This window comes from Lacihabitans sp. CCS-44 (assembly GCF_024343735.1).
Classification (GTDB): domain Bacteria; phylum Bacteroidota; class Bacteroidia; order Cytophagales; family Spirosomataceae; genus Leadbetterella.
This window is the reverse complement of sequence record NZ_RJUE01000052.1, coordinates 140386-167129: the sequence shown is the minus strand read 5'-3', so window position 1 is coordinate 167129 and position 26744 is coordinate 140386. Positions and strand designations below refer to the sequence as shown.

The window sequence follows — 26744 nt, the reverse complement described above, 5'->3', positions numbered from 1 at the left end:
TCAAATCACCCGCTTCAATTTAAAATAAAAGAATTTCAATTCTCCATTTCTTCTTACGAATAATTCAACATCAGTTCCTTCTTTTTTACTAAGATTTTTGTATATGTCATTTATGTTCAGTTCTTTAAAGTGTTTGTTGTTCATAAAAATGATTTGATCATTTTCTTTGATTCCAGCCAAGTCCGCTTGTGAACCAGGTGTTACAAACGTTACGGTGAAATCGCTAAATAAATTTCCTTTAGCTCTCACTTCCATGCCGCTCATGTCGTGTTCAAAGGTTTCTCTATATTTGGATCTTAGCGGTTTTAGTATGAGGTAGCCATCTCTATAATTAAAAGTTATCACAAATCTTCTCAAAAATTCTCCACCAATACTGCCTTGTCTACCATCAAAATTTTCATTAAATTTAAGACTAAACGAAAGGCTATCAGGAAATGAAGCCAGAACATCATTGAATTCGTATTTGCCAATTCTGAATTTCTCGATTCTACCGATATGACCATCAATATTTCCGTTGAGGCCTCTACCCAAATTGGCCCTAATGACTTTATCAGGCAAGTGAATAGGTGAATTGTCTTGGGTGTTCAATAACAATGCATGGCCTGCTCCGGTATCAATTACCAAGCGAAGTTTTGTGAAATCGTTGTCATCATTTTGAGCCATTTCTATGGCTTCTATATAAGGTTTTGATTGCGTCACTACCAATGGATATTGCTCGCCCATGGACTTTTTGGGTTTAAATTTATCGTGATTTCTAAGATATAATTCCCTCGACCCAAAGTCAATGGTTACCACAAATCTATCAAACAAGTCATGTCCAAAAATACCATGAATAGGTATGCCCATGTATTCTGAAAGCTTCAAAATATCCTCTTCCAGAACCACCAAGTTTTGCCGTTCAGCTTTTACAAATCCAAGGTCAATTGTGTGACCGATTGAGACATTGGCGTTTATGAAATCTTTTTCACCGGCACCATTGATGCGTACTTGTCTGCTGAAGTCCAAATTGAGTTTTTTAGCCATGCTTGGGTCCGTTATTATAAGCGAACTCACGCCAGTATCAAGGATGAAATTTAGGGTGTCCGATTTGTTGATTTTGACTTTTACAACAATGAGATTGGAATAGAGTTCAAACTTTATTTTTGCAGTTTTTTGCCTCTTACCTTTAAAATAAAATCCAAATTTCTCTAATTCTTTTTTTTTCTGAGCCTCAACTTGATTGAAAATCCCAGAAAAGAAAAGAAAAAAAAGTAACAGAACTGGGATTCTATTTTTCATTTTTTTTATTTGAAAAATACCATATAATATTAGAAAAACAAAAGGATTAAGCTAAAAGTTTATCATTATCCAAATCTTATCGGAATATTGTTGAGAAAAGGCCGATAAATGTGGATTTTTGTAAAAAAATAAAGTAAAACTTAAAGCTTTGGCTTTAATCACGCAACCAGACAATATAAATTTAGCGTCCTTGCGACCTAGCGGTAAATTAAAAAGAATATGAAACAAGATTTAAGAAAGCTCGGTTTGGAACAACTCAAAGATTGGCTCAAAGAAAAAGGTGAGCCGGCATTTAGAGCTAAACAAATAATGGAATGGATCTGGCAAAAATCTGTCACTGAGATTCAGGCTATGAGTAATCTTTCGAAAACTCTTCGTGAAGCCTTATCAAACGAATTTGAAATAAACCCTGTAACTGTTTATAAATCACAGTATTCTGACGATGGTACCATAAAGTCTGGTTTCAGACTTTTTGACAAACATCTTGTAGAAGGAGTTTTGATTCCGACCGATACCCGCATGACGGCTTGTATTTCTTCACAGGTAGGTTGCTCTCTGACTTGTAAATTTTGTGCTACCGGGTACATGAAACGAGAGCGAAATCTCGATGCAGCTGAGATTTATGACCAGGTCATTTTAATAAAAAACCAAGCAGAAGAAAGATTTAATCAACCTTTGACCAATATTGTGTATATGGGTATGGGTGAGCCGCTGCTAAACTACCAAGCAGTTTTGGAGTCGGTAGAAAAAATAACTTCGCCTGAAGGTTTAAATTGGTCGCCGAAGCGTATCACTGTTTCTACCGCTGGTATAGCCAAAATGATTAAAAAACTAGGAGACGATGGTGTGAAATTCAACCTTGCTCTGTCGCTCCATGCCGCGAATGATGAAAAACGCAATACTATCATGCCTATCAATGAGTCGAATAGCATAAAGAATTTAACAGAGGCTTTGACTTATTTTTATAAAAAAACAGGAAACAAGATTACCTTTGAATATATAGTTTTCAATGGTTTTAATGATACGTTAGATGATGCCAAAGATTTGCTAAAATTCTGTAAAAGGGTGCCTTCTAAGGTAAATATCATAGAATATAATCCAATTAACGAGGCGGATTTTAGAAATGCAGAGGCCGATGCCATAGAGAAATTTGCCAAATATTTAGAAAACAATGGCGTAACCGTAAACATCCGTAGAAGTAGAGGAAAAGACATCGATGCGGCTTGTGGTCAGTTGGCTATCAAAGAAAATTAACAATTTGGTAACATAGGATGTGGATAACTTTTATGTTAGGTCAAAATTAATTCTGACATTTGTGCCACCAATGTGAATCAGAATCTAAAACTAAAATCTAATTATTATGTTTGGTCTAGAAAATGACGTTTTTTTTCTTCTATTTTTTGCCCTATTTGCAGCTTGTGTATTCGAATTTATCAACGGTTTTCATGATACGGCCAACGCAGTAGCAACCGTAATTTACACCAACTCGCTCAAACCAACTCAGGCAGTTGTTTACTCAGGAATCTTGAATTTTATCGGGGTTATAACCGGTGGAGTAGGTGTTGGTATGAGTATTGTAAATTTACTTCCAGTAGAATTACTAATTGACCAAGATGTCTACCATTCACTTGCAATGGTAATGGCCATGCTTTTCAGTGCAATTATCTGGAATTTTGGAACGTGGTATTTCGGTCTGCCTTCATCTAGTTCTCATACACTTATAGGAGCTATCATGGGCGTGGGTTTAGGTTATGCCTTACTTCCCGAAAATCAGACCGGTGCTGCAGCTATCAATTGGGACAAGGTAAAAGATATTTTTACAGGCTTATTAATGGCACCACTTTTTGGTTTTGCCATGGCTATTTTTCTGATGTTTATTCTTAGGAGAACAGTGAGTAAAAACGTAAGAGATCAAATATTTTCAGAACCTAAGAAAAATCAAGCACCACCAAATTGGATCAGAGGCACGTTGATTACTACTTGCGGTTTGGTTAGTTTTTTTCATGGAAAAAATGACGGTCAGAAAGGAATAGGTTTGATGATGTTGATATTGATTGGTGTTTTACCTTCATATTTTGCTATAACCAGTGCCAAAAAATTGAAAGACATCCAGCCGGATTTAGTAAAAATCGAGGCCATAGTTAACAAAATAGATACAGTAGGTTTGGGAGTTTCTGAAATGAAACACATAAATGATATCAAATCAAATATTACTTTTTTGAATCCAGTTGTAAATCAGACTTCTGCGGATACGTCTTCAAAACTTCATTTACGTGGTGCCATTCTTAAAGTAGCGAGTAATGCTAAGAAGCTTTTGAGCGACGAAAGTGTAAGTATGAGCACTGAAGATAGAGAATCTCTTACAAAACTTGCCACCAAGGAAGAAAAAGGTATACGTAGAGCTACTGATTTTGCACCGTTTTGGGTTATCATGCTTATTTCGTTGTCTTTGGGCTTAGGAACCATGATAGGCTGGAAAAGAATAGTAGTTACTGTAGGAGAAAAAATTGGTAAATCACATTTGACCTATGCTCAAGGTGCTTCTGCTGAACTTGTTGCCGCGGTAACGATTGGTTTGGCCTCAGGATTTAAATTGCCTGTGAGTACTACACACACCTTATCATCAGGTATCGCGGGCTCTATGGTGGCCTCTAAAGGTATCAAAAACTTACAAGCCGGAACTATCAAAAACATCGCAATTGCTTGGGTACTTACTTTGCCAGTTTCTATGATGTTGTCGGCTGGTTTATTTCTATTGTTTAGATTCTTTGTTTCATAACGATATTTTATATTCATATTGAAAGTGGTTCCTCTGAGCCACTTTTTTTATGTCCAATATTTGCGTTTTGACAAAAGATTTATACTTTTTAAATATTTTTGAGGCAATTGTCTTTGTAAATTGAAAACAGCTTAGCATCTTTTCACAAAATTTGAGTTTGTAAGCATTGAAATACCAGGAAAACAATGATGTGCCTGTCGGAAATTGGAAAATGGCCGATATCCGTAATTTAGAATACATTTCTCCAAAACAACTCGATCATTTCTTAGAAGCGGGCTGGTTTAGAATGAGCCAGAGTATGTTTACTACCAATTTTCTGGTTTTTGGTAGTGACCAGTATAACGCACTTTGGTTGAGGGTAAATCTGAAAGACTTTGAGCCCAGTGCTTCACAAAAAAGGCTTTTAAAGCAGAACGAAAGGTTTACAGTGCAGGTTTCATCTGGCCAAATCACCTATGAAAAAGAAGACCTTTTTTATCGATATCGCCAAAGTTTGTCTTTTTCTATTGCTCCATCGCTTCAAAATCTTCTTACGGGCAACTCGCTCTTTGATATTTTCGATTCTAGACATCTCGAAATTTATGACGATAGTACACTTATAGGTTGCGGGGTGTTTGATTTGGGAGAAAATTCTGCTCAGGGAATTGTGAGTGTTTTTGATCCTAATTATAAAAAATACAGCCTAGGTAAATATATTTTTTTGCATAAAATCTTGTTTCTGAAGAATTTAGGGTTGGAGTATTTTTATCCTGGTTATTTTGTGCCGGGCTACAAACTATTCGACTACAAGCTCGAAATGGCCAAATCTTCGACAAGTTTTCTTGATTTCGGCAAAAAACAATGGCTCAGTATTCAGAGTTTTGCCAATCATAATCAGCCTTTGATTTTAATAAAATCTAAGCTCATACAAATGCAAGAACTATTAAGTAGCGTCCATCTCAAAACAGATCTTCTGATTTATAATTTCTTCGATATTTGTTTGGTGAACGGTTATACCGAGTACGACTTACTCGATGTACCTATGTTTTTGTACTGTTTTCCCAATTCAAGACAGCAGGAGGCCGTTATAATTTACAATATTTTCAACGGTTGTTACCAGTTCGTGGTTTGCAATAAACCATTTCAGTCGAATATTGTCGAAGAACCAGGGCATTATGCCAAGTTTTTGCTAAAACTTGACTCCATCATTATTCAAGAAACAGACGCACAAATTTTTGCCCAAAAATTCCTTCAATTGGTTGGTCTTTGAGTTTCCTTGGTTTCTTTCGGCAGATTGACAAATCATTTTTCCTTCTTTTTAATATTGATTTTTCGTCTTTTTGCTACGATTCAAAAAAATACTATTTATCCAAAATTTAGTATTAAAAACGGCATTTTCTATTTATAACCAATCTAAATAACTGTTTTTTTGCTTTTTACCCAATTATTATGAAGTCTTTTTCTTTTCTAAGAAATACTAACAATTTATATTTGGCAATATTTGAATTTTCAAATAAATTATAGAAATAATATTATATACAAGAGGCATATGAAGCCCACAAATATCAAAGATTCGGAGTATTTTCACAAAGTAGTTGATTGTCAGTACGCTTGCCCTGCTCACACACCAGTTCCTCATTACATCAGACTTATTGCTGCTGGCAAATACACGGAGGCCTACATGGTCAATTGGGAGTCTAATGTATTTCCGGGAGTTTTGGGCAGAACCTGCGACCGACCATGCGAACCCGCTTGTAGAAGAGGAAGAGTAGAAGAGGAGCCAGTGGCCATTTGCAGATTGAAAAGAGTTGCGGCTGATTTTAAAGACGACATCTCGCAGTATTTACCAGAAATACCCAAGGTAAAGAATGGTAAAAAAATTGCCATCATTGGTGCTGGGCCAGCAGGTTTGACTGTTGCCAGAGATTTGGCTCCACTGGGTTACGAAATACACATGTATGACGATCAAACCAAAGGTGGTGGCATGATGAGAAGCCAAATCCCTTCTTTCCGTTTGCCGAATTCTGTATTGGATCAGGAAGTGAATGTCATTCTCGACATGGACATCGTCAAGCATTTTAATCAATACGTGACCAGCCTTAAGGATATTATTAATGGCGGCTATGACGCAGTTTTTGTAGCTACTGGAGCTCCAAAAGGTAAGGATTTGCCAAACCTTCCAGGAAGATGGGATGCCAAGGAGAATATCCACATCGGTATTCAGTGGTTGGCAAATGTGGCATTTGAGCATACGAACAAGATTGGTAAAAAAGTTATCGTTTTGGGTGGAGGAAATACCGCCATGGATTGCTGCCGTACTTCTCGCAGATTGGGTGGTGAAGAGGTAAAAGTGTTGGTTAGAAGCCCTTTCAAAGAAATGAAGGCTTCTCCATGGGAAAAAGAAGATGCCATTCATGAAGATATTCCGATTTTAGAAAATCATGTTCCTAAAAGCTTTGTTTCAGAAAATGGCAAATTGAAAGGAATGTTTTTTGAGAAAGTGGAGGCTCAATACGACGACAAAGGAAAGCGTAAATTGGTGCCAACTGGCGAGCCTGATGTATTTATTGAAGCTGACGATGTAATTATAGCCATAGGTCAAGAAAACCGTTTTGAATGGATAGAGAAAGATCTTGGCGTAGAGTTTAACGAGTGGGAAATGCCAGTGGTAGACGAAACTACTTTTGCTTCTACCCGTGCGGGTGTTTTCTTTGGAGGAGACGCAGCTCTTGGACCTAAAAACGTTATAACTGCAGTCGCACAAGGCCATCAGGCAGCTATTTCTATAGATAAATACTGTCAAGGACAAGATATCAACGACAGACCAGCTCCAGATGTAACGCTAATCAGTACCAAAATGGGTATTCACGAATGGAGTTATGACAATGGTGTTTCGGCCGATTTAAGATTTGTGGTGCCTCAGGAGGACAAAAAGATAACTTTGGCCGATAGAAAGAAAGAGGTGGAGCTGGGCTTTGATTTGACTTCGGCTTTTAAAGAAGCTGAGCGTTGTCTCAACTGCGACGTGCAAACCGTTTTCATGGAAGACAAATGTATTGAGTGCGATGCCTGTATGGATGTTTGCCCAACACAGTGTATCAACTTTACTTTCAACGAAGAAAACGAAGGAGATTTGAGGGCCAAATTGCTCATTCCAGCACTTAATCAGGAGCAGGATATTTTGGTGTCAGACAGCCTCAAGACAGGCAAAGTAATGGTAAAAGACGAGGACGTTTGTCTTCACTGCGGCTTGTGTGCTGAGCGTTGCCCAACTTCGGCTTGGGACATGCAAAAATTTATGTATAAAACTGCTAAAGCAGGTTGTTAATATAGGAATATGAGTAGTATAAATGATTTTGTAGTAAGATTTGCCAACGTAAACGGTACTGGTTCGGCAAGTGCCAACTCGCTTTTTGCCAAGTCTATTTTCAGAATGGGCGTGCCTGTGTCGGCTAAAAATATATTTCCGTCGAATATTCAAGGTTTACCTACATGGTATGAAGTTAGAGTTAGCGAAAAAGGATATTTAGGAAGAAAAAATGGCATTGACCTTATGGTAAGTGTCAATCCGCAGAGCTTGAAGAAAGACATTGCTTCCGTAAGACCGGGTGGATATTTTGTGTACGATAGCACCAAAAAGCTTTATGAAGAATTTTTAAGAGACGATATCAACTTCATCGGAATTCCGCTGATGGATATTTGTAATAAAGAATTCTCAGATCCTCGTCAGAAACAATTGTTTAAGAACATTGTTTATGTGGGAGCTTTGGCTAAACTATTGGATATCAGTTTTGATGAAATAGAAAAACTGCTTTCTGAGCAATTTAAAGGCAAAGAAAAATTGGTCATTCCAAACGTAAAGGCCTTGAATCTCGGTGGCGATTATATTGCAGAAAACTTTGAATATCCGCTTGATTTCAGAGTAGAAAGAAGAGATTTGGTGAAAGATTGGATTTTGATAGATGGCAATGCCGCTGCCGGATTGGGTGCCGTTTATGGCGGTGCATCCGTGGTTTCTTGGTATCCTATTACGCCTTCTACTTCTTTGGTGAGTTCATTTGAGAAATACGCCAACAAGCTGCGTAAAGACCCAGAGACAGGTAAGAACAACTTCTCGGTGGTACAATCTGAAGACGAACTTTCAGCAATAGGAATGGCCATTGGTGCCAACTGGAACGGTGCAAGAGCATTTACGGCAACTTCGGGTCCCGGTTTATCCTTGATGAATGAATTTTTGGGTTTGGCGTATTATTCTGAAATTCCGGTGGTGTTGGCTGATGTTCAGCGTTCAGGTCCTTCTACGGGTATGCCTACACGTACGCAACAGTCTGATTTGTTGATGGCGGCTTATGCTTCTCATGGAGATACCAAACACGTTTTGTTGATTCCTTCAACACCTACGGAGTGTTTCGAAATGATGGCCGATGCCTTTGATTTGGCAGAGCAATTACAAACTCCAGTCTTGTTTATGACAGATTTGGACTTGGGAATGAACGAACACATGTGTCCGCCATTCAAATGGGACGACAGCCGTAAGTATAACCGAGGAAAAGTATTGAACGCCGAAGAATTGGAAGCGGCTCAAGATTGGGGAAGATACAAAGATGTGGACGGCGATGGAATTCCATATAGAACTTTACCGGGTACACACCCTACCAAAGGGGCGTATTTCACCAGAGGCTCGTCGCACGACGAAAAAGCAGCTTACTCAGAGGATTCTGACACCTACGTGCGTATCATGAATAGGTTGAAGAAGAAACTCGAAACTGCCAAAACTTTGGTTCCTGGACCAGAATTTTATCAAGAAAACAATGAGTCAGAAATCGGGGTGATATTCTTTGGAACTTCGAGATATGCAGCTGAGGAGGCTTTGGATATTATGAGAGCTGACGGGTTGAAAATTGACGCCATGCGTTTGAAAGCTTTTCCTTTTTGCAAAGAGGTAGAAGACTTTATCGATGCCCACAAGCAGGTTTTTGTGGTTGAGCAAAACCGCGATGCTCAAATGAGAACCTTGCTCATCAATGAGTTGGAGGTGAATCCTAAGAAGTTGATCAGAGTTTTGAATTTTGACGGAACGCCTATCACCGCCGATTTGATTATTCAGCCCATCAGTGCATTAAACCTACAAAGTATTTAATTTTTATGTCATATATAAAACCAAAATTCGAACACCCAAGAGCTCCAAAAAACGCTTTGGGATATTCAAGAAAAGAATACGAGGGTTCACTTTCTACACTTTGTGCAGGCTGTGGACATGATTCTATATCGGCTGCCATAGTAGACGCTTGTTTTGAGCTTTCTATAGAGCCGCACCGTGTGGCCAAGCTGTCTGGCATTGGTTGTTCTTCCAAAACGCCTGCTTACTTTCTGAACAATTCGCATGGATTCAACTCTGTGCATGGACGTATGCCTTCTGTGGCTACAGGGGCCAATTTGGCCAACAGAGACTTGGTTTATCTGGGCGTTTCTGGCGACGGCGACAGTGCTTCAATAGGCTTTGGTCAGTTTGCACACGTGATTCGGAGAAACTTGAACATGACCTATATTGTGATGAACAATGGCTGTTATGGCCTCACCAAAGGACAGGACTCGGCCACTGCTGACCACGGTTCGGTATCAAAAGCGGGTAGTGTCAACAATTTTGAAGGGATAGATATGTGTGCCATAGCCATAGAATTGGGTGCAACCTTTGTGGCTCAGAGTTTCAGTGGGGATAAAAATCAGTTGATACCATTGATAAAAGCGGCTCTTTCACATTCGGGTTTTTCGCTGATTAATGTTGTTTCGCCTTGCGTGACTTTCAACAACAATCCTGGCTCTACGAAGTCGTATGATTACGTGCGTGAGCACAATGAGGCCCTTTCATCTTTGGATTTTGTGCCAGTAAAGGAAGAAATCACGACTGAGTATGACGAGATTAGTGTAAAAATGGTAGAAATGCATGATGGTACGTTTATCAAACTCAATAAACTACACCAAGGCTTCGACCCACAAGACAAGCTGTCTATCATCAACGCCCTTCAAGTAGCCCGCCAAAAAGACGAAATACTTACAGGATTGCTGTATCTTGACACCGAAAGCGTAGAACTAAACGACCTGATAGGAACAGTAAACAAACCGCTTAATTCTCTTACAGAAAAGGAATTGTGCCCTGGTAGTGAGGTTCTGGAAAAGATAAATGCGGGATTGAGGTAAGGTTTTTTCTGGATTAATAATTTTCGGAAGACTCTGACAGATTTTTGGTTTGTTGGGGTCTTTTTTTTATTTATTTGGTATTTTTAAATTGAGTATCTTTGAAATTAGCTTGCTATCGACTATCAATGTTATATTTTTGAAAATTTCGGGAACAAAGCTTTACCTTGTATTTTTATGTGTTTTTAAGTTAAAAATCATTTTATTTGTTCTTAAGGCACAAGCTTTCAATATGTTTATAAAGTTTAATTTCAATTAATCCAAATTATGTCTAGTAATTTAATACCGAAAGAAGTTTCGAAAATAATTGAGAAAGTTGTGTTGATTTTTTTGAAGTATCTTATTACTGTCGGTTTTTACGCATTCTTGGTTTTTGTGGTTATTCATCTTGTGGAAATCTATTTTGATATTGGGGAAGAAAAAGTAGATCCATTAATTGCGAAATATATTCCAAACGTAAAATATTGGATATTAAGTGTTTTTTGTATTGTCATCGTTATGACTTTCATTGGCTATTTTTTGCCTGACAATAATTCAGAGAATGAAACTAAGTTAATTTCTAAAATAAAAAAAGATTATTATGATTCAATTCTAAAAAATATTACCCTATCAATCGATAATGAACTGGAAAAAATACTTCAAAAACAAAAGTTTGATGAAGCTGAAGTTCTCATTAGAGAAAAATTCGAATCGTTTAAAAATATAATTGAGATATTTACTGGAAAGCAATCAGGTGTTTTAAAAGGGACTGATATAAATACGGTAGCCTCATTTTATGAAAGTACTGCTAACAGAATTGACAATGAAATAAATCGCCAAAAAAGTCTTTCTTGGCTTAATTTATTTGTGGGATTAATTACAACTTTTGTTGCTATTCTTTTTTTAATTTTAAGTTTACCAAAGTCACTATCAAACCTTACAGAATTGCTGCCAAGAGTTTCAATTACTCTATTAATCGAAGTTTTTTCTTTTTATTTTTTGAATTTATATCGAAGAAATCAGGATGAGATAAAGTTTTGGAATAATGAAAAAACTAACCTTGATATTAAACTTTTTGCCTTAGGGATTGCGGCAGACGATGAAGAGGTGGGAGAAAAGACATTTATGCAAGGTATTGTACTCGAGCTTCTTAAAACTGAGAGAAATAATATATTAAAGAAAGAAGATACTACCGTTGAAATCGAAAGGGCAAAATTAGAAAATTTGGGATTTGAAAATTTCGTTAACAAGCTTACAAAAATTCTGGAAAAACTAAGTTTTAGAAAATAGGAAACTATTGCCTTGTAAAAAATAGTTTATTCTCTTGATCTAAAAGGTTAACACGATAGTATATTTAGTGTTCAAGAAATTTTCGATTTTCCTGAAATTTAGTTCGAATTCAACTGAACTTTTTTATCAGAGATTAGAATTTGATTGAAATGCAAGTTAGTTCAGGGTCAATATTGAACCACTACATTTTGAGCAAGTCTAGACCAAAAATATACTCTATAGCGAAAATCTTATCATAAATAATGAATCACTATATTTTGACGGAGGACGAAAGAAGGATAATATGTAAACAAGCACTAGAATCGTTAGAGTTTTGGCTGAGAAGATTAATCCATGATACTCTTTCAACAGACTTTGGAGATGATTATTTAAGTGCGACTTTAAATGGCAGAAATATCATTAATAATAACATCAGAGGTAAAATACAGGAAAGGAAGAATAAGGAACCAGAAAGATTTCCTCGTTTAATTGACGCCAGTTTATTGGAGCATCAAATTGATATTATTTGTAATCCGGACCTTTATAATAGTTTTTTTAAAGAACCATTTAAGTTAGCATTTCCAAATGGTAGAGAAGTAACTAAAACCTTTCTAGAACGTCTGGTATATCCTAGAAACTGTTTGTATCATGCGAATCCTATTAGTGTAAGAATGAGTGAACAAGTAGTTTGTTATACAAATGATGTTATAGATTCACTAAAATCATATTATCGAATGATACAAAAAGAACAAGAGTTTAATGTGCCAAAAATTATCAAGGCGATTGATTCGTTTGGAAACGTCTTTCATTTTAATACTTCACAAGATAATGGAATTTTTCTTCATGAAAAGCCGGAGTTTTATTTGTATCCAGGTGACACATTAACAATAGAAATTGAGGTTGACCCGACATTCGATGAATCTGAATATAGTGTCAGTTGGTATGGGCCTAATATGTCCTGTCAAAATAAAAAAATGGTTCTACGGATTGATGAATCTTTCGTTTCTATAGGTTACCAGATTGAATGCCATTTAATTTCAAACAAAACGTGGCACAAATATTCTACTTTTGATGACAAATTTTATATTATTTATAAAATTTTACCACCACTTTAATATCAAGATATTCCTCATATTTGGTACGTAATGACTGAACAAAATTTTTACTGGATTTCCCTAGAATTTATATATAACTTGCTCTACCTTGGTTCTACCATAATTGACCACTGATTTCAAAAACTTTGAATTTTAATTACTGATACCTCTATTTTCTCATAAATTTTATCTTCAAATCTTTACAACCAAACAAAGTCCAAAAATGAAATCCACATTTTTTCTTCTCTACATCTTATTATTTCCATTAGTCACTTTCGCCAACACAGAAACAACCAAATCAAGCGAATTTATCTTTGATTCTCTGCAAATTCATGTTCATAATCAGGTGGTTAAAAAAGATTCGGTAATCAAAGAAAAGCTTCCAAATCACCAAAAGATAGCGAAAACTTCAGGGATATTGGGTATTGTGGGTTTAGGAACTATGCTGGTTTTGGGTATAGCGAGTCTTGGTACGTTTGCAGTGTTAATTGGTGCTGCAATTTCTTTCGCAGCATTGATAATGGGTGTGTTGAGCGTCCGTAGAGTAAAAAACAAAAAATGGGCTCGTTTGGGTATAATTTTGGGGTCTTTGGGTATTTTGATTTTGGTGGCTTGGATAGGCCTTATCATTTATGTGGTTTATCTATTTAGTAACGGGTTTTCTTAATTCAATAATTTCGAAACGCGGCACTTGAGCTTCCATCTCGGTTTAGAATTTAAAATGTGTCAGAATTACCAAATTCTGCTTTTATCAGTCTATCAGTTTAGTATTTTATCCTTATCTTTACCGAAAATTCAAGCCTAAATATGAAGAAAGCAGCCTTGCTATTTATCGGTCTTATCATTTCTTTAAGTTCGTTTTCGCAGCAAATAACTATAGGAGACAACAAAGGAGCCGTAACTTTCGAAGAGTACGATCCTAAAAGTACTCTTGTGGTCGATAAAAATCCAAAAACGAGGTCGAAATATCCTTTCATAGACGTGCACAATCACCAATATGCCATGGGCGAAACACGTGATAATGTGGACAAGTTGATACCCGAAATGGACAAATTGAATATGCGTATTTTGGTCAATTTGAGTGGAAGAGGCTGGACAAAAGATGCTGATAAGGCTACCAAAACTTTAAGTGACAATGTGACCAATAGCAAACTGTACCCTGGAAGGTTTGCAGTTTTTACGAATGTCGATTTTGATTCAATCAACGAGACAGGTTGGTCAGAAAAAGCAGCGAAAATATTGGAGGAAGATGTTAAACTTAGAGGTGCAGTAGGTTTGAAAGTCTACAAGAATTTGGGTTTTAGCGTAAAAAACACGGATGGTTCTTTGGTGAGAGTAGACGACCCAAGAATTGATGCGGTTTGGGCAAAAGCAGGCGAATTAGGAATTCCTGTTATCATTCACTCTGCAGATCCTGCTTCTTTTTGGGAGCCTTTGAACCAGTTTAACGAACGTTGGTTGGAGCTTAAAACGCACCCTGGACGTAAGAAAGATGTAACCAAGGGGGATTTTGGTTTTGAGGAAATTATAGCTCAGCAACATAACATTATCAGAAAACACAAAGGCACAAAGTTTATCAGTGCTCACATGGGCTGGTTTCCCAATAATTTAGGAAAACTGGATAGCCTTTTGACTGCCATGCCAAATATGTATGTGGAAATCGGTGCGGTAATTGCCGAGCTTGGCCGACAGCCGAGAACTTCGAATAAGTTTTTTACAAAATGGCAGGATAGAATTTTGTTCGGAAAAGACTCTTGGGTACCTTCAGAGTATGCAACATACTTCAGAGTTCTGGAAACCGAAGATGAGTATTTTCAATATCACAAAAAATATCATGCATTCTGGCCAATGTACGGCATAGGCTTGTCTGATGATGTTTTGAAAAAAGTGTATTACAAAAATGCCTTGAAAATCATTCCAAGGTTAGATAAAAGTGGGTTTCCGGAGTAGCACTTCGCTTCGGCTCACTTCGACTTCGCTCAGTGACCGCCGCTCAGTGAATGCAGCTTACTTCTGCTCCGCTTAGTCACATCTCGCTAAGGGAATGGGAAAAGTTTAGACATAAAAATATATATAAAGTAAATCGTAAATCATATAATCGATTTAATCTAAAATCGAATCAATCGCAAATCAATAAAATGTTTTTACTCGGAATAGACTTAGGTACATCTTCAATAAAAGCGTCAATTGTAGACGCTAATTCAAAAAAGGAAATAGCTTCGGCACAATATCCTGATGTGGAAGCTGAAATATCGTCACCACAAAAAGGTTGGGCAGAGCAAGACCCCGAAATGTGGTGGGAAAATACCCAAGAAGCCATCAAAAGAGTGGTGGCATCGGGTTTGTTTGATGCTCAAGAGATAGTTTCTATCGGTATTTCTTACCAAATGCATGGCTTGGTAATGGTCGATAAAGACCAAAAGGTTTTGCGTCCGTCGATAATTTGGTGTGATAGTCGGGCGGTGGGTCAAGGAGATAGTGCCTTCAAGACCATAGGTCAAGCCAAAGCACTAAGTCATTTGTTAAACTCACCTGGTAATTTTACGGCCGCTAAATTGGCTTGGGTTAAAGAAAACGAACCAGAAGTTTACGAAAAATGTGATAAAATTATGCTTCCTGGCGATTTCATTGCCATGAAAATGACAGGAGAAATAACTGCTACAAATTCAGGTTTGTCAGAAGGTATTTTCTGGGATTTTCAAGAAAATAAAGTTTCTGAGGATGTTTTGAAAGCTTTCGGTTTTTCTTCGTCTATAATTCCGACTATCAAACCTGTTTTTTCAAATCATGGTGAGGTTTCTTCAGAAATAGCCCAAAGTTTAGGAATAAAGACTGGAATACCGATTGCCTATAAAGCTGGAGATCAGCCTAATAATGCACTTTCGTTGAATGTAGTAAACCCTGGGGAAATAGCGGCAACAGCTGGAACCTCAGGTGTGGTTTATGCCGTGAGTGACCAAGTAGCCTTTGATCCAAAATCAAGAATAAACTCTTTTGCTCACGTGAACCACGGTATGGATGCTCAAAACAGAATCGGTATATTGTTGTGCATCAACGGTACGGGTATTCTGAATCGCTGGATGAAAGATAATATTGGAGGCGGAATCGGATACCAAGAAATGAACAACAAAGCTTCGAAAATTGCGATTGGTTCAGATGGATTGGTGATGATGCCTTTTGGAAATGGTTCGGAGCGAATGCTTCAAAACCAACTTTACGGTGGCGAAGTGTTGGGCTTAGATTTTAATATTCATTCTCAAGCTCATTTGTTCAGGGCTGGGCAGGAGGGTATTGTTTTCTCTATGAAATATGGCTTTGATTTGATGAAAGACTTGGGTGTTGTTCCAAGTGTAATTAGAGCCGGACATGCCAATATGTTTTTGAGTGAGGTCTTTACAGAAACTATGGTGAACGTGACCCAAGTTCCTGTGGAAATGTACGACACACACGGTGCAAAAGGAGCTGCATTAGGAAGTGGAGTAGGAGCAGGAGTTTTTGCCAACATTGCCGAAGCCATGGCTGGGCTTACACTTTTGAAGGTAATTGAGCCTAATGTGGCTCAAAAAGAAGAGTATTCAAATGCTTACGGCAATTGGTTCAGCAAATTGAAGGTGTAAAAACTAATAAGTCATTTGAAGTGTTAGAGAATCACAAGCTTAATTTGGATAAATAAAAATGGTTAGTCAATTCGGATTTGTACTCTTGTTTTTTGTCTCAGGTATTTTGTTGGTGTTATTGGTTTTGGGAATTGCAAGACTTCTTAGACCATCAAGGCCAAACCCTGAGAAAAATGCCGTATATGAGTCTGGAGAAGAAACCGAGGGTACGGCACATGTTTCCTTCAACCTCAGGTTTTATATTGTGGCCTTGATTTTCATTCTTTTCGATGTTGAATTGGTGCTACTTTTTCCTTGGGCAACTGTTTTTGGTGATCGTCAGCTCTTTGCAGAAACCAACGGGGTCTGGGCTATTTATGCAGGGGGTGAGATGTTTATTTTCGTGTTCATTTTGGCTCTAGGCTTATTGTACGCTTGGAAAAAAGGACACTTGGACTGGATAAAACCTGCTCAAAAAGACAATGAATTCAAATCGCCAGTACCCGGAAATCTTTATAAAAATATTAACGAGAAATACTCATGAATTTTGATTCATTGGAGGCTGCGGATAGATTAAAATCAGGAGAGGGAGAAGTTATTTTAACCTCAGTAGATGAATTAACCAATTGGGCAAGAGCTAATTCTCTTTGGCCTTTGGGCTTTGGTTTGGCCTGTTGTGCTATTGAAATGATGGCCACGTACGCTTCTAATTACGACCTCGAACGTTTCGGTATTTTTCCAAGAAACTCTCCTAGACAGTCAGATTTGATTATCATTTCCGGTACAGTAACCTTCAAAATGGCGGATAGAATCAAACGCCTTTACGAACAAATGCCCGACCCTAAATATGTGATTTCAATGGGTAGCTGCTCCAATTGTGGAGGCCCTTATTGGGAACACGGTTATCATGTAGTCAAAGGTGTTGATAGAATAATTCCAGTGGATGTTTATGTTCCGGGCTGCCCACCAAGGCCAGAAGCCCTTTTGGGAGGATTGATAAAGCTGCAAGAAAAAATCAAAGGTCAAAAGTTTTCTGATGTCAGTTCGGACTCATAGAGCGGCAAGGCGGTCAGACGATAGTCGGACCTGAAGAGGAGATTACAACAGCTTTTGTATTTCTACCAGACTGTGGTCAGACGATAGTCGGACCTGAAAAGAAGTTTATTTTAACTCTAGTATTTCTATAAACCAAACCTTAAAAAATCAAAAAAGTAAGAAGAAACGGAGTTTCCAAATATTCAAAATTCTTCTATTCTTGCCATTTTTTTTGTAATAAAGTAAGCAAAAGCCTAATTATCAAAATATTAGAAATTAAATGAAAACAAAATCATTTTCTAAAATTATAGCAGGTACCATGACCTGGGGTGTTTGGGGAAAAAATTGTGATACCAAACAAATGATTGAATTGATGCAATCTTGTTTAGAAAACGACATCACAACTTTTGACCATGCCGATATTTATGGAGACTACACCACTGAAGCTGGTTTTGGAAAAGCCTTTGCTGAAAGTAAAATTGATAGAGATAAGATTCAGTTGATTTCTAAGTGTGGTATTCAAATGCTTTCTGAAACTAGGAAAAACACAGTTAAGCACTATGAATATTCGGCATCCTACATTATTTGGTCGGTAGAACAATCGTTGAAAAATCTACAAACTGAGTATCTAGATCTTCTATTGTTGCATCGCCCAAGTCCATTGATGAATGCCGGTGAGATAGCCAAGGCAATTGACAAACTAAAACAAGATGGTAAAATTATTGATTTCGGTGTTTCCAATTTTACGCCGCTTCAGTCTGATTTAATCGAGACAAAAACTAAAATTGCTTATAATCAGATTGAGTTTTCTATTACTCATTTCGAGGCCATGTTAGATGGAAGTTTAAATCATATGCAAACCCGTGGTATTCAACCTATGTGTTGGTCGCCTTTGGGAAGTGTTTTTAAAAAAGATAATGAGCAGTCTTCGCGAGTGAAAAAGATGGCAGAATCACTAGCATTGAAATACGAAGTTTCTGTTGATATCATTCTTTTGGCATGGATACTGAAACATCCTGCTGGCATTTTACCTGTATGTGGCACAGCAGATCCTTCTAGAATTGCCAATTTAACCAAAGCTTGTCAGGTCGAAATGGAATTGCAAGATTGGTTCGCACTTTGGTCAGAAAGTGCTGGAACTCCAGTGCCATGATTTTTGAGTAATTATTGGCTGTAAATTTAGTCGTGCCAGTTGTGGTCAGACACCAGTCGGACCTAATGTTAGCGGTCAGACGCTAGTCGGACCTGATAATACTTAATATTGGTAATTTAAGGTCTACGGTAATACGAAAGACAAACCGGAGTACCAAGGTTTTGAAATAGATTTACATTTAGTGTTAATATTTTACTGGCCTCTGCCTTTTTAATATTTCAATTAGATTCAATTTGCAGGTCTGATTATCGTCTGACCGCTTTTCGAACTATAAATTTGAAACTTCCACAAATTCAACCCTTTCACTCTTGTATTTTAATAGATATTTATTATTTTTGGTTACAATAAATAACCAACATGCACTTTTACAATAAATCCATTTATCATGTTTATAATCAGGGAAATAATCGTCAGAGAATATTTTTTGAAAGAAACGACTATCTTCGATTTTTACAAAAAATCAATGTTTTGGTAAAACCAAATTGTGATCTATTGACGTATTGCCTGATGCCGAATCATTTTCATATTTTGATACAAACTACCGACCGAAGCCTTGAGAATATTAAAGTTGGAAATATAGATTTGATAAAAATAACCAATAGCTTCAGGCTTTTATTAAGTGAATTTGCTAAAGAAGTTAATATTAAATATAATAGGAGTGGTTCACTTTTTAGACAGAAAACCAAGTTTAGCTTGGTTAATAATGGTGATCCGAATTATCCAAAGAATGTCATAAAGTATGTTTTGTCTAATCCCTTGGAGGCGAAACTGGTTTCGAACTTGGATGATTGGGAATATAGTTCTTTTCTGGATTTGGTCGGAAAAAGAAATGGTAAACTCTGCGATTTTGGCTTATGTAAAGACGTTTTTCAACTGACTTTGGAGGATTTGAAAGATATTGGGAATGGGTATGATGATATTTTGTGCTTGAAGGAATAGCAATTGTCGGAGTACGGTCAGACGAAAGTCGGACCTGAAGTACACTTCATCTAAGCGTTTAAGACTTATAGCCCAAGTACGGTTTTTTATTGATTTGGTGCGATATGGACATTTATCTCACCGAAATGTATTAACAGGTCCGACTACCGTCTGACCGCTGGTCGGGTATGGAGCCAATTATCGTCTGACCGCTACCTCATTATTTCCTCTACTTCTTCTCTTGTCTTAGGAATTGCTTCTCCCAATATTTGATGTCCAGTTTCGGTAATAAATACATTATCTTCAATTCTGATTCCACCGAAATCAAGGTATTCCTCTACTTTTGAATAGTTTACAAACTCTTTGAATTTTCCTTCTGTTTTGTATCTACTAATAAGCTCAGGTATAAAATAACAACCTGGCTCTACCGTAATTACATGTCCAGCTTCTAATTCTTTGGCCATTCGTAGAGATTTTAATCCTAATTGCGTGCTTCGGTCGAGGCCATTTCTGTAACCAACATAATTTTCACCCAAAGCTTCCATGTCATGCACGTCGAGCCCTATCATGTGGCCTAATCCATGTGGCATAAATAGTCCACCAACGCCTTCTTCCAACATATCCTCTATATTTCCAGTTACCAGTCCAAGTGTTTTTAAGTTGGTAAGCAGAATTTTATTGGCTGAAAGATGAACATCTTTGTACATCAGGCCAGGTTTTAGACTTTCTATGGATGAAACTTCCATTTCAAGCACAGTTTCATAAATGTCCTTTTGTTTTTGTGAGAATTTACCTGAAACGGGTATTGTTCTGGTTATATCTCCAGCATAACCCATTTCGGTTTCGCATCCCGAATCGTTGATGGCCAACTGCCCAGCTTGCATTTTGTTTCCGTGATAATGATTATGCAAAGTTTGCCCATTTACTGAAAATATGACTGGATAAGACAACTCAGCATTGTGAGCATGCATGGTTTCTAAGATTTTGCCAACTACTTCATATTCCATTTTTCCGGCTGCAGTGGCTTTCATAGCAGTTACATGCATCTCTCTCGTAACGTTCACTGATTTGGTCATCTCAACAATTTCTTCATGGGTTTTGATAGATCGCTGAGAAACAACTGCCTTTATAAGTTCTAAAGATGGCTTTAGTTCATTTGTCTTTTGATTTAATAATTCAGCAATAAATATCTGATTATCAAATCTATATTGTGGTAAAAAATGAAGTGCGTTTTTATTAATATATTTGTCGATTTCAGCGGGTGAAATCGTTTTTTCTACGCCAACTTTTTGAGCTAAACTCGCTAAACTTTCATGAGGGCCAATCCAAATAATATCATCCATAGAAAACTCATGCCCGAAAATGATTTCTTGGTCATTATCGATGTCTATTAGAGCAGAAAGTCCAGGCAGATTTATTCCGAAATAATACAGGAAAGAACTATCCTGACGAAATCTAAAGGTGTTGTCGGTATAGTTCATTGGGGCTTCGTTGTTTCCAAGAAACAAAATTTTGCCTTTGACAATGTTTTTTTTTAGATTGTTTCTACGGTTTTTATAGGTTTCTGCTGAGAAGAGTTTCATTTGATGATTTTTTCTTCAAAAATAGTAAATTTATTTTGTCCCTACCACTGTCTCAGTTCTATTGTATCCTGCCACACATCCAAATCCATTTTTTACGTTCGTGTACACTTGAATCGGTTCGGCAAAAGGGTTGTCATCTGTGCGGTTATGCTCAGATAGAGATTTTTGATAATCATAAAACTCCTTGCTGATGTTGGAAAGTTGAACTCTGATTATTTTGTCAGAATCTGGAACAGTTTCTGATTTGTAAGTGCCTGACTTTGTTCTAAATATACTCTGATTTTCGAAAAAATTGACGGCTACAATTTTAAACTGATTACCATCTCCATTTTGGTCTGTGTAATATGATCTGACAGCCGAACTTTGTTCATTTGGCCAGCGAAAATAGGCGTATTTTGTTTTTTCTACAATCGTGACTTCCTCTTTATTTCCCACATTTCTTATTAAAGGTTCTAATTGTCTGTAGGTCATTTCACCAAAAACCTTGTAATAATTGGTTTCTCCAGCTATATCAAGCCAGTCAAATTGAAGTTGATATCCGATGTTGGTGTCTTTCTCAAAAAACGAACTGGTTATTTGCATAAATGGTCGAATTTGTAAATTATTAATTCTAACCCTCTCGGTGGGTATTTTTGTAGAAGCCTCTACTTCTAGTCTACCGCTTTTAGCCTTTATGGTATAAGTTTTACCCGATTCTAACCTAAAATCTCTTCTGGATATTTCATAAAATTTATGCTTTGGATTAAATTTCAAAATACTGCCTTTTAATCCGTCACTGATGGAAACAATGGCATCTGAAACATAATTATTTACCCTCACAAAATTCGCCGAATCGCCAGTGTAAATCAAAACTTTTGTGGTGTCTATTTTCCCAGAGCCGAAAAGTGGAATTGATTTCCCCAAACTCACGTATATCATGGTGTCTTGTGGACAAAGAAAACTCGTCATGACAAGTTTTTCTTGTAAATCAGGAAATCTACTTAATGGAATATCATCAATAATCGTTTCGCAAGAAAAGAAAAATACTGATAATAAGCTGATTATAAATATATTGAATTTCTTTTTCATAATTTTTAGAATTTAAAGTTGTAGGTTACAGACGGTAAAATTGGAAATAAGGAATATCTTTTTAAGGTCAAAGTATTGTTTGTATTGCTACCTGTAGCACCTCCAAAAAATGTTTGGTCGTTCGAGGCAGTATAGAAAAACGGATTTTTCCTATTGTAAGCGTTGTAAATGCTCACATCCCACGTTCGTTCAAAACGTTTTTTCTTTTTGTGAAACTGTATGCCCAAATCCAATCTGTGATAAGGCTCAGCTCTAAAACTATTTCTTTCGCCATATTCTTGAACGGTGAAATTCCTCCAGCCAATCGGATTATCCAGATTATCTCCTCTTACATAGTTGCTCGAATACGCTCGGTATTCAGCTATCGGGATGGTGAGGGCGTTTCCAGTTCCATAAACCCAAATACCAGAAAGTGTGATTTTTGGCTTCAGTTTATAAATTCCCACCAAAGAAAGATCGTGTCTTCGGTCGTATTTCGGATAAAATGACTTTCCGAAGTTCAGTTCTTCAAATGTCCAAAGTGTTTTAGACCAAGTGTAACCCACCCAACCTGAGAACTTCCCGACTTTTTTCTGTAACAAAAACTCCAAACCATAAGATTCACCTTGACCAGAGGTCACTTTGTTTTCCCAGCCATTGTCTTCTACACTGGTATTGGAGTTTATTGATAGAAAACTCGCACCCTCTTTATAGCTGATGATATTGCTCATTTTCTTATAATATCCTTCCAGACTTATTGAGATTCCTTTGTTTTGATCGATATCTTTTACGGCTCCGGCAGCAATTTGAGATGAACTTTGCGGAGCAACTTTTTCGGTAGCCGGTACCCACAAATCAGTTGGTAAGCCTAGCCCGGTGTTGGTGAGTAAATGCAAATATTGGTTCATGTTGGCATAAGAGGCTTTTATGGCCAAATCATCTTTTACTTTGTACGCCGCCGAAATTCTAGGCTCTAATCTGTGTTGTGGAGCGTTTGTTATCAAATATTGACTTAGCCTCAAACCGGCGTTTACTTTTATTTTTGGTATAGGCGACCAAACACTTTCGGTGTAAATGGCATTTTCCCAAACTTTGTAGGATTTATCGTTACTTAAATTTACCTCGCTGGAGGCATTTTGTAAAATTAAGGCCTCAGGTGTAAAAGTATGATGGGTGGCCATCACTCCAAATCTAAAACTGAGGTTGGGTTTTTGAAAGTAATCGATGTCGTATTTTAAACTGTAGTCTTCAATCCCAGAGTTATAGTTTAGTGTGAAGTTGTTGGCTTCTAATGAATTAACTCTTGTTTCTTTTGTGAAAATGTTAAATCCGTAGTTGCTGTAAATTAAAGAAGCATTTCCAAAGGTTTTTTGTCCAAAAACATGATTCCAGCGTAGTGTGGTGGTTATGTTTCCCCAGTTTAAGCCTGCGTCAGAATTGTCTGTTGGGGAAGAATATTTGTTATAAAAAACGTCGTCGCCTTGATACGAGCTCAAAAATATCTTGTTTTTAGAATTGATTTCGTAGTTGAGTTTTACGTTTAAATCATAAAAATAATATCCAGAGGTTTGCTTGCCTTCCGACTCTTCATTTTGAGCTTTTATGAAAGGACGCATCACAAAATCCACATAAGTTCTTCTTCCAGAAACCAGGAAAGAACCTTTCGTGGGTTTATTTTTATTGAATTTCAAAGGGCCTTCAAGCAAAAGCCGTGATGAAATTAGACCAATACCACCTTCGCCCGAAAACTTTTCTTTGTTCCCATCTTTCATAGTCAAATCTATAACTGACGATAGTCTTCCGCCGTATCGTGCTGGAAAACCACCTTTAGTTAGTTCAACGCTTTTGAGGGCGTCACCATTGAAAGTTGAGAAAAAACCAAATAAATGACTAGCATTGTAAACCACTGCGTCGTCAAGGATTATCAAGTTTTGATCTGGGCCACCACCTCTGACATATATTCCAGATTGTCCCTCTGAAGCTTTTTGAACTCCTGGTAGCAACTGAATAATTTTCAGAACGTCTTTTTCGCCCATCAAAGTCGGGAGATTTTTGATTTGATCCACTGGCAAATCAATTTTAGACATGTTCGGCGAATTGCTTTGTTTATTTTGCTCTGTTTTTGAGCTGATAACTACTTCTTCTAGAAAATTCTCATCTTCAAGTTCTATGTCAAGTTTTTGATTTTTTGTAAAAGGCAATCGCAAAATTTTCTTTTGAAAACCTACCATAGAATAGACTAAAGTAAGAGAGTCTTTTGCCAGAACAGACAAAGAATAATAGCCGTAAGTGTTGGTTGAAACGCCAATATTGGTGTTTGGAATATAAACATTTACGCCAATTAGCAGTTCTTTGGTACTTTTTTCTTTTACAAAACCACTTATCGTGACCATTTGCTGAGCTTGGACTCCAAAAAATGAAAGTGTAAGAAAAGCACAAATTTGTATAGATTTGAGCATTCAGAAATTACAGTTTATAGTTCTTCTAAAAACGATAGATTTCACCCAAATATTGGCTTGGTCATAAAATAGAAATTTGGAAATCTACCAAGTAGACTCCCAAATTTGCTGAAGCGTTGGATTATAGAAAGAATGTCTTTGTTTTGGATTTAGTCGCCACTTCTTCCACTTTGGTAGCGAGTACCTCAGTGATGTACACTTTACGGTTTTCTTTATTTAAATAATTGCGGGTTTGTAGTTTGCCTTCGATACTGATGAATTTTCCTTTGGCTATTAATTCCTCGCATTGCTCAGCAACTTTGCCCCAAGCCACTATGTTGTGCCATTGGGTATTGGTGATTTCTTCTTGGTTTTGGTTTTCAAAAGTTTCTTTGGTAGCTAAACTAAAACTCGCCAATTTGCTCCTTTCAAATGTTCTGATATTGGGATTGTTACCTACGTTTCCGATTAATTTTACTGTGTTCATTTTACTAGTGTTTTAATTTGATAATGTGATAATTTGGTCGTTGAAATTACTTTTTTTCGTAAACGTACTCTTCTACCTTGAATGCCTGAATTTCTGTAACATACACCTTTTGGTTTTGGCTGTTGGTATAGTTTCTGTAAACTAATTTCCCTTCCACACTTACTGATTTTCCTTTCGAAATCAAAGCTTCGCATACATCGGCGATTTTCCCCCAAGCTATTACATTGTGCCACGCCGTACTTTTTACTTCTTGATTGTTTTTGTCTTTGTAACTGTCTGTGGTCGCCAGGCTGAAGCTCGCTTTTTTGCCTGTTTCAAATTTCATTACGTTCACTTCTGCACCTACATTTCCGATTAATTTTACTGAGTTCATTTTTTGTTTTGTTTAAAAGTTTAACATTACTCGAAACCTCATTTGTGTTTGTTTCGATTTGATGTTGCAAAGTTGGGGCAGCCGCAGAAAATGATTCGGTTCTTAGTCGTTTGTATTCGGATATAAACGTTTGTTGTTGGTTATTGCATTTTAAATAAGGTAGTTGTGTTTTTATTTTATTTAGATTTGTATTTTGATATATATTCTTAATTTTCAGTAAAAACAATACTATTTAAAATTAATCTAAATAAATCTGATTTTTATTTGGAATGATTCTAATCTAAGTATACTTTTGTAACGTTATTTATAAGAAGTCTAAATAAAATTAAAACTAATTCTTGTTCTATCATGTGTAAAAACATTTCAAAATTCCAGTTTGTTTTCGCTCTTGTAGCTGTTCTTGGATTTACTTCATGTGAAAAAATAGAGGAGACCGTGCCAGATTTGAGAGCCAAAATTGATTACGCAAGCATTACAGCTACCACTCCATACAAAAAACTATTTGTTGATGCTGCTGGCGACACAACAGTTGATCTTAAATCGGGTAACGATCGTTACAAAATGTACCAAGCTCTCAATTATTATTTGGGTGCTGCAGTAAGAGAAAATAAGACTTTGGATGCCACTTTGATGAAAAACATGTATTCAAACACTGGGAATCCATTCACCGATATTACTTCGCCTAAAATTGTTGGTTCAGATTTGAATTCTTCTGGTGTGCAGCTACGTAATCTTACGGCTTCGTCGAAAGCAACTGCTGAAGCCGAAATTGCTCGTGTAAGAGTGGAAGCTTTGTTTGGCGAAATGGCCACAGTGAGCAAGTCAGTAGGTGTAACAGCTACTAAAGGAGTTGCAGGAAAACTTGGAACCTATGTAGTAGATGCCAAAGGAATAGAAACGGCACAAATCATCCAAAAATCTTTGATTGGGGCTTTGCAAATGGATTATATCTGTAACGTATTGTTAGATAAAGGACTTTCGGCAGACAACAAAAGCTTGGTAGCGGGCAAAAAATACTCAGCTTTAGAGCACAACTGGGACGAAGCCTACGGATTGTTGACATTAAATCCAGTCTATTTGGCTGGTTCGACGGATGCAGTTAGAGGAACATCTGAAACTTTCCTTGGCTCGTATATCTGGGAATACAACAAAGCTAGCTATGCCAAATTTCATACGGCTTTTTTGAAAGGCAGAGTGGCCATCGTGAATAACGATATGGCAGAACTTAAAACGCAAGCCACTTTTATCAGAACAGAAATCGAAAGAGCATTGGCTGCTGCTGCGGTAGGTTATTTAGGAAAATGGAAAACCGGAACTACCGATGCAGCTAGAGCCCATGCAATTGGTGAAGGACTTGGATTTATTTATTCGCTTAGATATGCCAACATCCACAGTGTAGATGCGAAGTTTTCAGATGATATTTTGAACAGCTTGGTGGCTTCAAGTAACGGCTTTTGGGATTTAACCAATGACAAAATTAATCCTGCAGCTGAAGCCATCACTGCCAAATTTAAACTTTAATTTTGTGTTCGATTAATATA

General features: G+C 37.1%; 22 protein-coding genes. 16 read left to right on the top strand and 6 right to left on the bottom strand.

The genetic code is table 11. The features are described from left to right. Positions 1 to 1278: an aspartyl protease family protein gene (locus EGI26_RS08245; RefSeq protein ID WP_255077652.1), complete on the bottom strand. Its 1278-nt coding sequence runs from the start codon at positions 1276 to 1278 to the stop codon at positions 1 to 3. A 219-nt stretch (positions 1279 to 1497) separates the two neighbouring features. Between EGI26_RS08245 and rlmN the strand changes: the two genes are divergently transcribed. From rlmN to EGI26_RS08170, 15 genes are all read left to right on the top strand, one after another. Beyond that, complete coding sequence (gene rlmN, locus EGI26_RS08240; protein WP_255077651.1) at positions 1498 to 2532, top strand: 23S rRNA (adenine(2503)-C(2))-methyltransferase RlmN; 1035 nt, start codon at positions 1498 to 1500, stop codon at positions 2530 to 2532. A gap of 106 nt (positions 2533 to 2638) precedes the next feature. After that, a complete protein-coding gene (locus EGI26_RS08235) occupies positions 2639 to 4057 on the top strand; it encodes an inorganic phosphate transporter (protein ID WP_255077650.1) in 1419 nt (472 codons plus the stop codon). A gap of 166 nt (positions 4058 to 4223) precedes the next feature. Further along, a complete protein-coding gene (locus EGI26_RS08230; protein WP_255077649.1) occupies positions 4224 to 5306 on the top strand; it encodes an arginyl-tRNA--protein arginylyltransferase in 1083 nt (360 codons plus the stop codon). Positions 5307 to 5585: 279 nt separating this feature from the next. Continuing rightward, positions 5586 to 7364 carry an FAD-dependent oxidoreductase gene (locus tag EGI26_RS08225; protein WP_255077648.1) on the top strand — a complete coding sequence of 593 codons (1779 nt, stop codon included), beginning with the start codon at positions 5586 to 5588 and terminating at the stop codon, positions 7362 to 7364. 9 nt (positions 7365 to 7373) lie between these two features. After that, positions 7374 to 9176, top strand: a complete 1803-nt coding sequence (locus tag EGI26_RS08220) for a 2-oxoacid:acceptor oxidoreductase subunit alpha (RefSeq protein WP_255077647.1) — start codon at positions 7374 to 7376, stop codon at positions 9174 to 9176. A 5-nt stretch (positions 9177 to 9181) separates the two neighbouring features. Then, entirely contained in the window at positions 9182 to 10234 is a 1053-nt protein-coding gene (locus EGI26_RS08215; RefSeq protein WP_255077646.1) for a 2-oxoacid:ferredoxin oxidoreductase subunit beta, read from the top strand. A 264-nt stretch (positions 10235 to 10498) separates the two neighbouring features. After that, a complete protein-coding gene (locus EGI26_RS08210) occupies positions 10499 to 11500 on the top strand; it encodes a hypothetical protein (protein WP_255077645.1) in 1002 nt (333 codons plus the stop codon). A gap of 242 nt (positions 11501 to 11742) precedes the next feature. After that, positions 11743 to 12594 carry a hypothetical protein gene (locus EGI26_RS08205; protein ID WP_255077644.1) on the top strand — a complete coding sequence of 284 codons (852 nt, stop codon included), beginning with the start codon at positions 11743 to 11745 and terminating at the stop codon, positions 12592 to 12594. Between the two features lie 202 nt (positions 12595 to 12796). After that, positions 12797 to 13240: a hypothetical protein gene (locus EGI26_RS08200; protein WP_255077643.1), complete on the top strand. Its 444-nt coding sequence runs from the start codon at positions 12797 to 12799 to the stop codon at positions 13238 to 13240. Positions 13241 to 13380: 140 nt separating this feature from the next. Continuing rightward, the gene (locus EGI26_RS08195) at positions 13381 to 14523 is read left to right on the top strand and encodes an amidohydrolase family protein (protein ID WP_255077642.1); all 1143 of its coding nucleotides are present in this window, start codon (positions 13381 to 13383) and stop codon (positions 14521 to 14523) included. A 188-nt stretch (positions 14524 to 14711) separates the two neighbouring features. Continuing rightward, entirely contained in the window at positions 14712 to 16190 is a 1479-nt protein-coding gene (locus EGI26_RS08190; RefSeq protein WP_255077641.1) for a xylulokinase, read from the top strand. Between the two features lie 58 nt (positions 16191 to 16248). Further along, positions 16249 to 16713, top strand: coding sequence for an NADH-quinone oxidoreductase subunit A (locus EGI26_RS08185; RefSeq protein ID WP_255077640.1), 465 nt, complete (start codon positions 16249 to 16251; stop codon positions 16711 to 16713). Further along, positions 16710 to 17225, top strand: coding sequence for an NADH-quinone oxidoreductase subunit B (locus EGI26_RS08180; protein ID WP_303626730.1), 516 nt, complete (start codon positions 16710 to 16712; stop codon positions 17223 to 17225). Before EGI26_RS08185 ends, EGI26_RS08180 begins: the two co-directional genes overlap by 4 nt. Positions 17226 to 17484: 259 nt before the next feature. Further along, positions 17485 to 18357: an aldo/keto reductase family oxidoreductase gene (locus EGI26_RS08175; protein WP_255077639.1), complete on the top strand. Its 873-nt coding sequence runs from the start codon at positions 17485 to 17487 to the stop codon at positions 18355 to 18357. Between the two features lie 507 nt (positions 18358 to 18864). Further along, positions 18865 to 19296: a hypothetical protein gene (locus EGI26_RS08170; protein ID WP_409035360.1), complete on the top strand. Its 432-nt coding sequence runs from the start codon at positions 18865 to 18867 to the stop codon at positions 19294 to 19296. A 191-nt stretch (positions 19297 to 19487) separates the two neighbouring features. Here EGI26_RS08170 and EGI26_RS08165 read toward each other — a convergent pair whose 3' ends face one another. The 5 genes from EGI26_RS08165 to EGI26_RS08145 all read right to left on the bottom strand — a co-directional run bounded on the left by EGI26_RS08165 (position 19488) and on the right by EGI26_RS08145 (position 25203). Next, a complete protein-coding gene (locus EGI26_RS08165; protein WP_255077637.1) occupies positions 19488 to 20858 on the bottom strand; it encodes an aminopeptidase P family protein in 1371 nt (456 codons plus the stop codon). Positions 20859 to 20888: 30 nt separating this feature from the next. Beyond that, entirely contained in the window at positions 20889 to 21926 is a 1038-nt protein-coding gene (locus EGI26_RS08160; protein ID WP_255077636.1) for a DUF4249 domain-containing protein, read from the bottom strand. 5 nt (positions 21927 to 21931) lie between these two features. Then, positions 21932 to 24364 carry a TonB-dependent receptor gene (locus EGI26_RS08155; protein WP_255077635.1) on the bottom strand — a complete coding sequence of 811 codons (2433 nt, stop codon included), beginning with the start codon at positions 24362 to 24364 and terminating at the stop codon, positions 21932 to 21934. A 121-nt stretch (positions 24365 to 24485) separates the two neighbouring features. Continuing rightward, the gene (locus tag EGI26_RS08150) at positions 24486 to 24830 is read right to left on the bottom strand and encodes a single-stranded DNA-binding protein (protein WP_255035099.1); all 345 of its coding nucleotides are present in this window, start codon (positions 24828 to 24830) and stop codon (positions 24486 to 24488) included. A gap of 46 nt (positions 24831 to 24876) precedes the next feature. Beyond that, positions 24877 to 25203 carry a single-stranded DNA-binding protein gene (locus tag EGI26_RS08145; protein ID WP_255035100.1) on the bottom strand — a complete coding sequence of 109 codons (327 nt, stop codon included), beginning with the start codon at positions 25201 to 25203 and terminating at the stop codon, positions 24877 to 24879. A gap of 348 nt (positions 25204 to 25551) precedes the next feature. Between EGI26_RS08145 and EGI26_RS08140 the strand changes: the two genes are divergently transcribed. Further along, complete coding sequence (locus EGI26_RS08140) at positions 25552 to 26724, top strand: DUF4856 domain-containing protein (protein ID WP_255077634.1); 1173 nt, start codon at positions 25552 to 25554, stop codon at positions 26722 to 26724. Positions 26725 to 26744: the final 20 nt, after the last annotated feature.

Bases quoted from the DNA above. Each gene is read 5' to 3' on its own strand.
- EGI26_RS08145 (WP_255035100.1), bottom strand. From the start codon at position 25,203: ATGAACTCAGTAAAATTAATCGGAAATGTAGGTGCAGAAGTGAACGTA.
- EGI26_RS08190 (WP_255077641.1), top strand. From the start codon at position 14,712: ATGTTTTTACTCGGAATAGACTTAGGTACATCTTCAATAAAAGCGTCA.
- EGI26_RS08165 (WP_255077637.1), bottom strand. From the start codon at position 20,858: ATGAAACTCTTCTCAGCAGAAACCTATAAAAACCGTAGAAACAATCTA.
- EGI26_RS08235 (WP_255077650.1), top strand. From the start codon at position 2,639: ATGTTTGGTCTAGAAAATGACGTTTTTTTTCTTCTATTTTTTGCCCTA.
- EGI26_RS08210 (WP_255077645.1), top strand. From the start codon at position 10,499: ATGTCTAGTAATTTAATACCGAAAGAAGTTTCGAAAATAATTGAGAAA.
- EGI26_RS08140 (WP_255077634.1), top strand. From the start codon at position 25,552: ATGTGTAAAAACATTTCAAAATTCCAGTTTGTTTTCGCTCTTGTAGCT.
- EGI26_RS08155 (WP_255077635.1), bottom strand. From the start codon at position 24,364: ATGCTCAAATCTATACAAATTTGTGCTTTTCTTACACTTTCATTTTTT.
- EGI26_RS08170 (WP_409035360.1), top strand. From the start codon at position 18,865: ATGCCGAATCATTTTCATATTTTGATACAAACTACCGACCGAAGCCTT.
- EGI26_RS08205 (WP_255077644.1), top strand. From the start codon at position 11,743: ATGAATCACTATATTTTGACGGAGGACGAAAGAAGGATAATATGTAAA.
- EGI26_RS08195 (WP_255077642.1), top strand. From the start codon at position 13,381: ATGAAGAAAGCAGCCTTGCTATTTATCGGTCTTATCATTTCTTTAAGT.
- EGI26_RS08245 (WP_255077652.1), bottom strand. From the start codon at position 1,278: ATGAAAAATAGAATCCCAGTTCTGTTACTTTTTTTTCTTTTCTTTTCT.
- EGI26_RS08220 (WP_255077647.1), top strand. From the start codon at position 7,374: ATGAGTAGTATAAATGATTTTGTAGTAAGATTTGCCAACGTAAACGGT.
- EGI26_RS08200 (WP_255077643.1), top strand. From the start codon at position 12,797: ATGAAATCCACATTTTTTCTTCTCTACATCTTATTATTTCCATTAGTC.
- EGI26_RS08180 (WP_303626730.1), top strand. From the start codon at position 16,710: ATGAATTTTGATTCATTGGAGGCTGCGGATAGATTAAAATCAGGAGAG.
- EGI26_RS08150 (WP_255035099.1), bottom strand. From the start codon at position 24,830: ATGAACACAGTAAAATTAATCGGAAACGTAGGTAACAATCCCAATATC.
- EGI26_RS08225 (WP_255077648.1), top strand. From the start codon at position 5,586: ATGAAGCCCACAAATATCAAAGATTCGGAGTATTTTCACAAAGTAGTT.
- EGI26_RS08215 (WP_255077646.1), top strand. From the start codon at position 9,182: ATGTCATATATAAAACCAAAATTCGAACACCCAAGAGCTCCAAAAAAC.
- EGI26_RS08175 (WP_255077639.1), top strand. From the start codon at position 17,485: ATGAAAACAAAATCATTTTCTAAAATTATAGCAGGTACCATGACCTGG.
- EGI26_RS08185 (WP_255077640.1), top strand. From the start codon at position 16,249: ATGGTTAGTCAATTCGGATTTGTACTCTTGTTTTTTGTCTCAGGTATT.
- rlmN (WP_255077651.1), top strand. From the start codon at position 1,498: ATGAAACAAGATTTAAGAAAGCTCGGTTTGGAACAACTCAAAGATTGG.
- EGI26_RS08160 (WP_255077636.1), bottom strand. From the start codon at position 21,926: ATGAAAAAGAAATTCAATATATTTATAATCAGCTTATTATCAGTATTT.